Annotated in this window: 12 protein-coding genes; 5 read left to right on the top strand and 7 right to left on the bottom strand. The window is 61.3% G+C overall.

The annotated features are described in order from the left end of the window. Nucleotides 1–20: 20 nt before the first annotated feature. Nucleotides 21–1,919: a sulfate adenylyltransferase subunit CysN gene (cysN, locus tag CAF74_RS15865; protein WP_085666894.1), complete on the top strand. Its 1,899-nt coding sequence runs from the start codon at nt 21–23 to the stop codon at nt 1,917–1,919. A 496-nt stretch (nt 1,920–2,415) separates the two neighbouring features. Here cysN and CAF74_RS15870 read toward each other — a convergent pair whose 3' ends face one another. The 3 genes from CAF74_RS15870 to CAF74_RS15880 are packed head-to-tail and all read right to left on the bottom strand — an operon-like array spanning nt 2,416 to nt 5,824. Next, nucleotides 2,416–3,321, bottom strand: a complete 906-nt coding sequence (locus tag CAF74_RS15870; protein ID WP_085608087.1) for an acyltransferase — start codon at nt 3,319–3,321, stop codon at nt 2,416–2,418. 4 nt (nt 3,322–3,325) lie between these two features. Beyond that, entirely contained in the window at nt 3,326–5,425 is a 2,100-nt protein-coding gene (pta, locus tag CAF74_RS15875) for a phosphate acetyltransferase (protein WP_085746940.1), read from the bottom strand. A 60-nt stretch (nt 5,426–5,485) separates the two neighbouring features. Beyond that, nucleotides 5,486–5,824, bottom strand: a complete 339-nt coding sequence (locus CAF74_RS15880) for a DUF3565 domain-containing protein (RefSeq protein WP_085746941.1) — start codon at nt 5,822–5,824, stop codon at nt 5,486–5,488. Here CAF74_RS15880 and CAF74_RS15885 point away from each other — a divergent pair. The 3 genes from CAF74_RS15885 (at nt 5,793) to CAF74_RS15895 (ending at nt 8,144) form a co-directional block, all read left to right on the top strand. Further along, a complete protein-coding gene (locus CAF74_RS15885) occupies nt 5,793–6,278 on the top strand; it encodes a peptidylprolyl isomerase (protein WP_011332490.1) in 486 nt (161 codons plus the stop codon). The genes CAF74_RS15880 and CAF74_RS15885 overlap by 32 nt on opposite strands. A 122-nt stretch (nt 6,279–6,400) precedes the next feature. After that, nucleotides 6,401–6,883: a glutathione peroxidase gene (locus tag CAF74_RS15890; protein ID WP_007959082.1), complete on the top strand. Its 483-nt coding sequence runs from the start codon at nt 6,401–6,403 to the stop codon at nt 6,881–6,883. A gap of 157 nt (nt 6,884–7,040) precedes the next feature. After that, nucleotides 7,041–8,144: an NADH:flavin oxidoreductase gene (locus CAF74_RS15895; protein ID WP_064600676.1), complete on the top strand. Its 1,104-nt coding sequence runs from the start codon at nt 7,041–7,043 to the stop codon at nt 8,142–8,144. On the opposite strand, the gene CAF74_RS15900 is transcribed toward CAF74_RS15895, so the two are convergent. Together CAF74_RS15900 and cysZ are read right to left on the bottom strand one after the other, a co-directional pair. Further along, nucleotides 8,113–9,333 (bottom strand): glycosyltransferase family 1 protein, encoded by a 1,221-nt coding sequence (locus CAF74_RS15900; protein WP_085746942.1) that lies wholly within the window; start codon nt 9,331–9,333, stop codon nt 8,113–8,115. The two genes, CAF74_RS15895 and CAF74_RS15900, sit on opposite strands and share 32 nt — an antisense overlap. 42 nt (nt 9,334–9,375) lie before the next feature. Then, nucleotides 9,376–10,128, bottom strand: coding sequence for a sulfate transporter CysZ (gene cysZ / locus CAF74_RS15905; RefSeq protein ID WP_011332493.1), 753 nt, complete (start codon nt 10,126–10,128; stop codon nt 9,376–9,378). Nucleotides 10,129–10,438: 310 nt separating this feature from the next. Here cysZ and trxB point away from each other — a divergent pair, with 310 nt between their 5' ends. After that, nucleotides 10,439–11,401, top strand: a complete 963-nt coding sequence (gene trxB / locus CAF74_RS15915) for a thioredoxin-disulfide reductase (protein ID WP_085746943.1) — start codon at nt 10,439–10,441, stop codon at nt 11,399–11,401. Nucleotides 11,402–11,603: 202 nt separating this feature from the next. Here the strand turns inward: trxB and CAF74_RS15920 are convergent, their stop codons facing one another. Both CAF74_RS15920 and CAF74_RS15925 read right to left on the bottom strand, forming a co-directional pair. Beyond that, complete coding sequence (locus CAF74_RS15920; protein WP_011332495.1) at nt 11,604–11,942, bottom strand: HopJ type III effector protein; 339 nt, start codon at nt 11,940–11,942, stop codon at nt 11,604–11,606. Beyond that, a complete protein-coding gene (locus CAF74_RS15925; protein WP_007957206.1) occupies nt 11,935–12,231 on the bottom strand; it encodes a DUF1244 domain-containing protein in 297 nt (98 codons plus the stop codon). Before CAF74_RS15925 ends, CAF74_RS15920 begins: the two co-directional genes overlap by 8 nt. Between the last annotated feature and the right edge of the window lie 21 nt (nt 12,232–12,252).

Below are 12,252 nucleotides of genomic sequence, written 5' to 3' on the forward strand. Positions count from 1 at the left end.
CAGCTCGGAGCTTGAATGCAATGAGCCACGCATCTGATTTGATCAGCGAGGACATCCTCGCCTACCTGGGCCAGCACGAACGTAAAGAGCTGCTGCGCTTTTTGACCTGCGGTAACGTCGATGACGGCAAGAGCACCCTGATCGGGCGCCTGCTGCACGACTCGAAGATGATCTACGAAGATCACCTCGAAGCCATCACCCGCGATTCGAAGAAAGTCGGCACCACCGGTGACGACATCGACCTGGCATTGCTGGTCGACGGCCTGCAGGCCGAGCGTGAGCAGGGCATCACCATCGATGTCGCCTACCGCTATTTCTCCACCGCCAAGCGCAAATTCATCATCGCCGACACCCCCGGCCATGAGCAGTACACCCGCAACATGGCCACCGGTGCGTCCACCTGTGACCTGGCGATCATCCTGGTCGACGCCCGTTACGGCGTGCAGACCCAGACCCGTCGCCACAGCTTCATTGCCTCGTTGCTGGGCATCAAGCACATCGTCGTCGCCATCAACAAGATGGACCTCAAGGGCTTCGATCAGGGCGTGTTCGAGTCGATCAAGGCCGACTACCTGAAGTTCGCCGAAGGCTTGAAGATGAAGCCGACGAGCATGCACTTCGTGCCGATGTCCGCTCTCAAGGGCGACAACGTGGTGAACAAGTCCGAGCGTTCGCCGTGGTACACCGGCCAGTCGCTGATGGAAATCCTCGAGACCGTAGAAGTGGCGGGCGACCGCAACTTCACCGATCTGCGTTTCCCGGTGCAGTACGTCAACCGTCCGAACCTGAACTTCCGCGGTTTCGCCGGCACCCTGGCCAGCGGCATCGTCAAGAAGGGCGACGAAGTCGTGGTCCTGCCGTCGGGCAAGAGCAGCCGCGTGAAATCCATCGTCACCTTCGAGGGTGAACTGGAACACGCAGGTCCTGGCCAGGCGGTAACGCTGACCATGGAAGATGAGATCGACATCTCCCGTGGCGACCTGCTGGTCCACGCCGACAATGTTCCGCCAGTGACCGACAGCTTTGAAGCGATGCTGGTGTGGATGGCTGAAGAGCCGATGCTGCCGGGCAAGAAATACGACATCAAGCGTGCTACCAGTTACGTGCCGGGCTCCATCGCCAGCATCGTCAACAAGGTCGACGTCAACACCCTCGAAGAAGGCCCGGCGAGCGCGTTGCAGCTCAACGAAATCGGCAAGGTGAAGATCGCGCTCGACGCGCCGATCGCCCTCGACGGTTACGACAGCAACCGCACCACCGGCGCGTTCATCGTGATCGACCGTTTGACCAACGGCACCGTCGGCGCCGGCATGATCGTCGCTCAGCCGGTGACCCATGGCACGGCTACGCACCACGGCAAACTGGCCCATGTAGCGACCGAAGAGCGCGCTCAGCGTTTCGGTCAGCAACCGGCCACCGTGCTGTTCAGCGGCCTGTCCGGTGCGGGCAAGAGCACCTTGGCGTATGCGGTCGAGCGCAAGCTGTTCGACCTCGGTCGTGCGGTGTTTGTGCTGGATGGTCAGAATCTGCGTCATGACCTCAATAAGGGGCTGCCGCAGGATCGCGCGGGTCGCACCGAGAACTGGCGTCGTGCCGCGCATGTGGCGCGTCAGTTCAACGAGGCGGGTCTGCTGACGCTTGCGGCGTTTGTGGCGCCGAGTGCTGAAGGTCGTGAGCAGGCGAAGGATCTGATTGGCAAGGAGCGTTTGCTGACGGTTTATGTTCAGGCTTCGCCGACTGTGTGCGCCGAGCGTGATCCGCAAGGGTTGTATGCTGCGGGTGGCGATAACATTCCGGGTGAGTCGTTCCCGTATGATGTGCCGCTGGATGCTGATCTGGTGATTGATACCCAGTCGTTGTCGCTGGATGAAAGCGTGAAGCAGGTGTTGGATCTGTTGCGTAAGCGTGGTGCGATTTAAGCGTTAGCTGCGAATGAAAAAGCCCGCCGATGAGTGATCATTGGCGGGCTTTTTTTTGGGTTGTTTGGGGTGAATATCCGTTTTTTCTGGTGCTGCGGCTGGCGGTTCCGCTCTTACAGCGGGTCACTTTTTCAAACGCCAAAAAGTAACCAAAAGGCTGGGCCCCGGCGTTCGGCACCTCGCTGTGGCTCGGTGTTCCTTCGTTCCGGGATTCATCCGGGGGCATCGCCTACGGTTTGCTTCGCTGCACCTCCTCTCGATGCATGCGGCTGCGCCGCACGGTCGCTGCGCTCCCACCCCCGGATGAATCCCTCCACTCAGCCTTCCGATGGGGCCGGCACGTCAAGAGCGGTACTCGAGCTAACGCTCATTGTGTTGAGTGGTGGGAAGCGAAAAGCCAAAAGCTAAAAGCGAACTGCTTTCCTGTGGGAGCCAGCTTGCTGGCGATGGCGGCCTGACAGGCGATCAATTTCTTTCAGGTGTTCCCACAGGGGGATCAGCGTCGGTTGGGATATTCGCGGTGCATCTGTTCCAGCAGCGCATCCTTGTCTTGCCACAGCTGGTTGATCCAACCCTGGAATTGCAGGCGGTATTCGCCGTCCTGGTCGTAGTTTTTGCCGATGAACTGCGGTGGGATTTTCAGTTCTTCGAAGTGCACCACTACGTCTCGGACGTTGCCGCACAGCAGGTCCCAGAAGCCAGGGCGTCCGCCGGGGTAGTGGATGGTGACGTTGACGATCGATTCCAGCTGTTCGCCCATTGCATCCAGTACGAACGCAATGCCGCCGGCCTTGGGTTTGAGCAGGTGTTTGAACGGTGATTGCTGCTGCGCGTGTTTGCCCTCGGTGAAGCGTGTGCCTTCAACGAAGTTGAAGATGCCTACCGGGTTGTCGCGGAATTTCGCGCAGGTCTTGCGAGTGGTTTCCAGGTCTTTGCCTTTCTTTTCCGGGTGTTTTTCCAGGTACGCCTTCGAATAGCGCTTCATGAACGGGAAGCCCAGTGTCCACCACGCCAGGCCGATGACCGGGACCCAGATCAGTTCCTGTTTGAGGAAGAACTTCAGCGGCTGGATGCGTCGGTTGAGCACGTATTGCAGCACCAGGATGTCGACCCAGCTCTGGTGGTTGCTGGTGATCAGGTACGAGTGCTGGTAGTCCAGGCCTTGCAGGCCGCTGAGGTGCCAGCGGGTGCGGCGCACCAGGTTCATCCAGCCTTTGTTGTTGCTGATCCAGGCTTCGTGGGTGTGGCTCATCAGCCAGCGCGAGGCGCGGCGTGCGAGGTCGAACGGCAGCACTTTGATCAGCGCCACGAGAAACAGGAACGAGCACAGCAGGATCGTGTTCAGCGCCAGCAGCAGCGCGGCGATCACGCCGCGCAGGGTGGCAGGGAGGAAAGCCAGCATCGGGTCAGATATCCAGAGGTCGGTTGGCAGCCTGAATCGCGGTCAGGGCGATGGTGTAGACGATGTCGTCGACCTGCGCGCCGCGCGGCAGATCGTTCACCGGTTTGCGCAGGCCTTGCAGCATCGGGCCGAGGCTGACGCAATCGGCACTGCGCTGCACGGCTTTGTGGGTGGTGTTGCCGGTGTTGAGGTCGGGGAACACGAACACCGTGGCGCGACCGGCCACCTGGCTGTTCGGCGCCAGTTGCCGGGCCACGGTTTCGTTGGCGGCGGCGTCGTACTGCAACGGCCCGTCAATCAGCAGCGAGTGCTGTTGTTCGTGGGCGAGCAGGGTGGCTTCACGGACCTTCTCGACTTCCTCGCCAGTGGCGGATTCGCCGCTGGAGTAGCTGATCATCGCCACGCGCGGGGTGATGCCAAAGGCGGCGGCCGAGTCGGCGCTTTGCAGGGCGATTTCGGCCAGTTCGCTGGCGCTCGGGTGCGGGTTCATCACGCAGTCGCCGTAGACCAGCACCTCCTCGGGGAACAGCATGAAGAACACCGACGACACCAGCGTAAAGCCCGGCGCCGTCTTGATCAGCTGAAGCGCAGGGCGGATGGTGTTGGCGGTGGTGTTGATGATGCCGGAGACCAGGCCGTCGACTTCATCCAGCGCCAGCATCATGGTGCCGATCACCACAGTGTCTTCCAGTTGCTGCTCGGCCATCGGCGCGTTGAGGCTTTTGCTCTTGCGCAGGGCGACCATCGGTTCGACGTAGCGTTCGCGGATCAGGTCCGGGTCGAGGATTTCCAGCCCCGGCGGCAGCGTGATGCCCTGGGCTCTGGCCACGGCTTCAACGTCTGCCGGTTTGGCTAGCAGCACGCAACGGGCAATCCCGCGTTCCTGACAGATCGCCGCCGCTTGCACGGTGAACGGCTCGCTGCCCTCGGGCAGAACGATGCGTTTGTTGGCGGCCTGGGCGCGTTGAATCAATTGATAGCGGAACACCGCCGGCGACAGGCGCATTTCCCGTGGCGTGCCGCAGCGCTGGTGCAACCAGTTGGCGTCCAGATGGCTGGCGACGAAGTCGGTGATGATCTCCGCGCGTTCGCGGTCATCGACGGGGATTTCCTTGTTCAGGCCGTTGAGCAGGTTGGCGGTGTCGTAGGAGCCGGTGCTCACCGACAGCACCGGCAGACCGGCCTGCAACGCGCCACGGCACAGGTCCATGATGCGCGGATCCGGCAGGGTGTCGCTGGTCAGCAGCAGGCCGGCCAGCGGCACGCCGTTGATAGCGGCGAGACTGACGGCGAGGATGATGTCGTCGCGATCGCCGGGGGTCACCACCAGCACGCCGGGCTTGAGCAGGTCCACGGTGTTGCGCATCGTGCGTGCGCAAATGATGGTCTTGGTCATGCGCCGGGTTTCGTAGTCGCCGGCGTTGAGCACCTGGGCGCCCATCAGGTCGGCGACGTCGCGGGTGCGCGGGGCGTTGAGTTCGGGCTGGAACGGAATGCAGCCGAGCAGACGGAAATCACCGGTGCGCAGCAACGGAGAATGCTCTTTCAGACGCGCGGCGAAGGCGTCCATGCTTTCGTCGGTCTTGACCTTGTTGAGGATCACGCCGAGGACTTTCGGGTCTTTCGGCCCACCGAACAGTTGCGCCTGCAACTCGACGCGGCCGGACAGTTCGGTCAGCACTTCGTTTTCCGGGGCCGAGACCAGAATCACCTCGGCATCCAGGCTCTTGGCCAGGTGCAGGTTGACCCGCGCGGCGTAGCTGGCGCTGCGGGTCGGCACCATGCCTTCGACGACCAGCACGTCTTTGCCGATGGCGGCCTGCTGGTAGAGGGTGATGATTTCTTCGAGCAACTCGTCGAGCTGGCCGTCGCCGAGCATCCGCTCGACGTGGGCCAGGCCCAGTGGCTGCGGCGGTTTCAGGCCGTGGGTGCGGGCCACCAGTTCGGTGGAGCGCTCAGGGCCGGTGTCGCCTGGATGCGGCTGGGCGATCGGTTTGAAGAAGCCGACTTTCAGCCCGGCCCGCTCCAGCGTGCGCACCAGCCCGAGGCTGATGGAGGTCAGACCCACACCAAAATCGGTGGGCGCGATAAAAAAAGTTTGCATGCGGATTCTCTAAGGGTGCATGGCAATGGCGATCGCCTCTGTGTGCCGATCTGCCGAATTTCAGTCGCCAAGGTTATCGCTAACCGAGCCTTGAGCGCACCAACCGCAAGCAAAGGGTTGGCCTATTTTTTCAATACGTTGCATTGCGTCCAGCACCCATGCTCTCGACTGCCACGGCGGCTGGTGGCGCAGGTGCTGGGTGTGGCCGCAGGACAGTTCGGCGACCCAGTGGCCGTCCTCGTCCTGATGGAATCCGGTGACGGTCACGGGCGCCAATCGATCCCGTCTGTCCGGGTTCTGTTCGCTTTCGGGCAAATCCTTGTTTAGACTTGTCCGTTCTTCATTCTTATGCAAAAGGTCTCGCCCCATGCTGATCGCCGCCAATAAGGCTGTCTCCATCGACTATACCCTGACCAACGACGCTGGTGAGGTCATCGACAGCTCCGCCGGCGGCGCTCCGCTGGTCTACCTGCATGGCGCAGGCAACATCATCCCGGGCCTGGAAAAAGCCCTGGAAGGTAAAGAAGTCGGTAACGATCTGGAAGTGTCCGTCGAGCCGGAAGATGCCTACGGCGAATACGCCGCTGAACTGGTCAGCACCCTGAGCCGCAGCATGTTCGAAGGCGTTGACGAGCTGGAAGTCGGCATGCAGTTCCACGCTTCGGCGCCGGACGGCCAGATGCAGATCGTCACCATTCGTGACCTGGACGGCGACGATGTCACTGTCGACGGCAACCATCCGCTGGCCGGTCAGCGCCTGAACTTCAAAGTGAAGGTCGTTGCCATCCGTGACGCCAGCCAGGAAGAAATCGCTCATGGTCACGTCCATGGCGAAGGTGGCCATCACCACTGATTTTCTGCGCTAAGCTTCGAGTACTGGAGAGGCGCCCGAGGGCGCCTTTTTAGTCCGCGGCTGTCCTTGGTGGCCTCGCCAAGTGGCTGTTTCGAGTAGAAAACGGGAATCTGGAGTTCGTCATGAGTGCTTTTCACGACCTTAAGTTGACAGCCCTGGATGGTCAGGAGCTACCGCTGGCACCCTTCAAGGGCCAAGTCGTGCTGGTGGTCAACGTCGCCTCCAAATGCGGCTTGACCCCACAGTACGCGGCGCTGGAAAACCTTTATCAGCAATACAAAGGCAAAGGCTTCAGTGTGCTGGGCCTGCCGTGCAACCAGTTTGCCGGTCAGGAACCGGGCAGTGAGCAGGAGATCCAGGAATTCTGCAGCCTCAACTATGGCGTGAGTTTTCCGTTGTCGAAAAAGCTCGAAGTCAACGGTCACGATCGTCATCAGCTCTACCGCCTGCTGGCGGGCGAGGGCGCGGAGTTTCCCGGTGACATCACCTGGAATTTCGAGAAATTCCTGCTCGGCAAGGACGGTCGGGTACTGGCCCGATTCTCGCCGCGCACGGCGCCGGATGATCCTTCGGTGATTACGGCGATTGAAAAAGCCCTGAGCTGAAACACAAAAATCGCAGCCCTCGCGCTGCGATTTTTTTCGCCTGCCTTTTGACCCTTAATCATTCAGATCAATAGTGCTATCGGTTGATTGGAACTCCGCATATTATCGCCGTCATATGAATCGCATGCCCGTCGATCAATTTTTCGTGGAGCCTCCCATGCCCGTGCAAGCCCTGTTCAAACCGTTCCAGCTCGGTGCCCTCGAACTGCCGACCCGCGTGGTCATGGCGCCGATGACCCGTTCGTTTTCTCCAGGCGGTGTGCCCAATTCCAAAGTGATCGAGTACTACCGTCGTCGCGCGGCGGCCGGTGTCGGCCTGATCATCACCGAAGGCACCACCGTCGGCCACCAGGCTTCCAACGGTTACCCGAACGTGCCGCACTTCTACGGTGAAGCGGCGTTGGCCGGCTGGAAAAAAGTCGTCGACGCGGTGCACGCCGAAGGCGGCAAGATCGTTCCGCAACTGTGGCACGTCGGCAATGTGCGCCGTCTGGGCACCGAGCCGGACGCAAGCGTGCCGGGTTACGGCCCGTCGGAAAAACTCAAGGACGGTCAGGTCGTCGTACACGGCATGACCAAACAGGACATCCAGGACGTGATCGCAGCCTTCGCCCAAGCGGCGAAAGATGCCCAAAGCATCGGCATGGACGGCGTGGAAATCCACGGCGCCCACGGTTACCTGATCGACCAGTTCTTCTGGGAAGGCAGCAACCAGCGCACCGACGAATACGGTGGCAGCCTGGCCAACCGTTCGCGTTTCGCCATCGAGCTGATTCAGGCTGTGCGTGCGGCGGTGGGCGAAGGTTTCCCGATCATCTTCCGCTTCTCGCAGTGGAAACAGCAGGACTACACCGCGCGTCTGGTGCAAACCGCCGAAGCGCTGGGTGAATTCCTCAAGCCGTTGTCCGACGCTGGCGTGGACATTTTCCATTGCTCGACGCGCCGTTTCTGGGAGCCGGAATTCGACGGTTCCGACCTGAACCTGGCCGGCTGGACACGCAAGCTGACCGGCAAACCGACCATCACCGTCGGCAGCGTCGGCCTCGATGGCGAGTTCCTGCAGTTCATGGTCAACACCGACAAGGTCGCGCAACCGGCCAGTCTGGAAAAACTGCTGGAGCGTCTGAACAACGACGAGTTCGATCTGGTGGCGGTGGGGCGTGCGCTGCTGGTCGATCCGGACTGGGCGCAGAAAGTGCGCGAAGGCCGCGAGCAGGACATTCTGCCGTTCAGCCGTGAGGCGTTGATGACGCTGGTTTGATCGCCGTGGGCGGCTTGTCGCGCAGGTCGCGGCAAGCCCCCAGCAAATGGTTTTCAAACTGTTCGACGATAGCCGCCCAACCCTGGCGGCTGGCGTGTTGGCGTGCGTTCAGGCGTACGCAGCGCAACCTTTCGTCTTCTTCCAGCAGCCACGCCGCTGCCTCGCAGAACGCCTCCTCATCCCCGGGCATCGCCAGCACGCCGTTGTAGCCATGGCGAATATGCTGGGCCGCCGCGGCCTGATCGTAAGCCACCACCCCAAGGCCTGAGGCCAGCGCTTCCAGCACGACGTTGCCGAAGGTTTCGGTCAGGCTCGGAAACAGAAACACATCCCCCGACGCATAGTGCGCTGCCAGTGCTTCGCCCCGTTGCGAGCCGCAGAAAATCGCCTCGGGCAGTTCCTTCTCCAGTGCCATTCGTTGCGGTCCGTCGCCGACCACGATCAGCTTCAGGTTGCGTTGTGGATACGTACCGGCGAGCTTTTCGAAACTGCGCTTGAGCAGGCCGAGGTTTTTCTCCGGCGCCAGGCGTCCTACGTGAATGACAGCAATGTCCTGCTCGCCAAGACCCCATTGCTCACGCAAGGCATTCAGGCGTTTGGCCGGGTGAAACAACTGACTGTCGACACCCCGCGACAGCAGCGCCAGGCGTTCGAAGTGCCGACGCTCCAGCTCCAGGCGCTGGCTGACGCTCGGCACCAGAGTCATGGCCGAACGATTGTGAAACCAGCGCAGGTAGTGGGTGAGCAAGCGCGTCAGCAATCCCAGCCCGTATTGGTGGGTGTATTGCTGAAAATTGGTATGAAAGCCGCTGACCACGGCAATCCCCAGACGGCGCGCCGCGCGCAAGGCCGACAGCCCGAGCGGACCTTCGGTGGCGATGTAGAGCACGTCCGGGCGCTGGCGCGTCCAGCGCCGCAGCAACTTGTGCATCGACGACTGGCCCCATTGCAACCCCGGATAACCCGGCAACGGCCAGCCCCGGCACAGCAGCAGCGAGTCATCTTCACTGCGCTGAGGATCGTCAGCCTGACGCGGTCGCACCAGTTCCACCCGGTGCCCGCGTGCGCGCAAGCCGTCGCACAAGCGGCCAAGGGTATTGGCCACGCCGTTGATTTCCGGTGGGAAGGTTTCGCTGATGAGGGTGATATGTAGAGCTGTCGTCATGACCTCAGTGTCGGCTGAGGCCATGTCGTGGTTGTGACGTTCGGATGATGGATTTGTGACGCGGCCTCAGCGTTGCGTCACAAGATTCTCGGCACCCCGTTCGCGGACCCAGAACAGTGTCGCGCCAGCCACGGCGGCCGGCATCATCAGGATGTTGACCACCGGAATCAGCAACACCAGATAAACGATCCCGCCAAAGCTCATGCTCTGCCAGCGCTTCTGGCGCAGCCAGGCGAGCATTTCGTTCCAGCCCAGCTTGTGGTTGTCCGCCGGGTAGTCGATGTACTGGATCGCCATCATCCATACCCCGAACAACAGCCACAGCGGTGCGGCGACGATGTTCACCACCGGGATGAACGAGAGGATGAACAGGCCGATCGCCCGGGGCAGGAAGTAACCGAGCTTGCGCATTTCCCGGGCCAGGGTGCGCGGGATCATGGCGATCAGTTCGCCCCAGCTGAAGGCCGGGAAGTCGTCGGTGCCGCGCACTACCACTTCGACTTTTTCCGCGAGGAAACCGTTGAACGGTGCGGCGATCACGTTGGCCAGCATGGTGAAGGTGAAAAACACCATCAACGCCACCAGCACCACAAACAGCGGCCACAGGATGTAGCTGAGGAAACTCAGCCACTCGGGCAGCGACGGCATCAGCGTGTCGACCCACAGGCTGAACTGGTGGCCGGCCAGATAGATCAATCCGACGAACAGCACCAGGTTGATGGCCAGCGGCAGCAGCACGAACAGGCGCAGGCCAGGGCTCAAGACCAGTTTGAGGCCTTCGCGCAGGTATTGCGGGCCGGAGAGAACAGGGGCGGGCATAAGGTGCTCCGAACAAGGGAAAACGCGCCGACCTTACCGACTTTGCAGAACCTGTGAAAGCGCGGCGGCGGGATGGACATTCACTGTAACAAAGACGTCCATCTCGTCAGTGTGTCGGCATAGAGACCACCTATGAGCTGGATTGTTAAACCGTATTTCCTTAATCTTGCCCCCCTCGATACGCTGCACCCAACTTTTTACAGGACTGTCGAGCTCACGCCTTCCCCAAGGTTATCCACAGTCCTTTTTTATTCCCGCCGGCAGTCCGGCGTCCGGCCAGGTATCTTGGCCGGTCAACAGGAGCAGGTTCATGTCTGAAGTCCGTCATTCGCGAGTGATCATCCTCGGTTCCGGCCCTGCCGGTTACAGCGCTGCCGTCTACGCTGCCCGTGCCAACCTCAAGCCGCTGCTGATCACCGGCATGCAGGCCGGCGGTCAACTGACCACCACCACCGAAGTCGACAACTGGCCGGGCGACGTCCACGGTCTGACCGGCCCGGTGCTGATGGAGCGCATGCGCGAGCACGCCGAGCGTTTTGAAACCGAGATCGTTTTCGATCACATCAACGCTGTGGACTTCGCTTCCAAGCCATACAGCCTGACCGGCGACAGCGGCACCTACACCTGCGACGCGCTGATCATCGCCACTGGCGCCAGCGCTCGTTACCTGGGCCTGCCGTCGGAAGAAGCGTTCATGGGCAAAGGCGTTTCGGCCTGCGCGACCTGCGACGGTTTCTTCTATCGCAACAAGCCGGTGGCCGTGGTCGGTGGCGGTAATACCGCTGTCGAAGAAGCCCTGTACCTGGCCAACATCGCCAGCAAGGTCACCCTGATCCACCGTCGCGAAACCTTCCGCGCCGAGAAGATCCTGATCGACAAGCTCAACGCCCGTGTGGCCGAAGGCAAGATCGAGCTGAAACTGAACGCGAACCTGGACGAAGTGCTGGGCGACAACATGGGCGTGACCGGCGCGCGTCTGAAGAACAACGACGGCAGCTTCGACGAAATCAAGGTCGACGGCGTGTTCATCGCGATCGGCCACACCCCGAACACCTCGCTGTTCGAAGGTCAGCTGGAGCTGAAGGACGGCTACCTCGTGGTTCAGGGCGGCCGTGAAGGCAACGCCACCGCGACCAGCGTCGAAGGCATCTTCGCTGCCGGCGACGTGGCCGACCACGTTTACCGTCAGGCCATCACCTCGGCCGGCGCCGGCTGCATGGCGGCACTGGACACCGAGCGTTACCTGGACGATCTGCAGAACGTTTCGTTCTAAGAACGCAGACACAAAAAAACCGGCCAATTGGCCGGTTTTTTCATGCCCATTATTCACAGGCACCACGACAATGATCGTTCCCACGCTCTGCGTGGGAATGCCTCATCTGGAAGCTCTGCGTCCTTGGGACGCGGAGCGTCCCCGGCTGCATTCCCACGCGGAGCGTGGGAACGATCTGACAGGGATAGTGTTGTGTCGGGATTCAGCGGCGGGTCAGCGGTTGCGCTTCGAATTTCACGCCCGCCAGACCGTGCTGGATCAGCGCACGGATATTGCCGTGATCGCTGCCTTCAGGGGTTGCCACGACCGAGCGGTAGTGTTCGCCGAACGCCAGCAGCGCTTCTTCATCGCTCAGGCCTTCCAGCAGCGCCAGACCCAAAGTCTTGCACGAACCTTCGTTCTGCCCGGCCGCGTTTTCCACGCCGCCGTTGTTGAACGCCTGAGGCTGGTAGTCGTAACCGGCGGCGATGAACGACAGGGTGTCGGCAAAAACGTGTTCGCCGCTCTTGAGGCTGGCGCGCAGGGTGTTCAGATCACTCATTGGGTTTTCCTTTGGCGAACGCCGCTTGTTGTTCGGCGCTGGCCTCTTGCTGATATTGGGCTTTCCAGTCGGCGTACGGCATGCCGTAAACCACTTCACGGGCATCGTCGAGGCTGACCTCGATCCGGCGCTCGTCGGCCTCGGCCTTGTACCACTTGGACAGGCAGTTGCGGCAGAACCCGGCGAGGTTCATCAGGTCGATGTTCTGCACGTCCTTGCGGCTGTCCAGGTGGGCGACCAGCCGGCGGAAGGCGGCGGCTTCGAGTTCGAGGCGTTGTTGCTCGGTCATGATGGGCTCTGTGCAGTCAAA

Source organism: Pseudomonas sp. R45(2017), from assembly GCF_002112305.1.
GTDB lineage: Bacteria > Pseudomonadota > Gammaproteobacteria > Pseudomonadales > Pseudomonadaceae > Aquipseudomonas > Aquipseudomonas paraglycinae.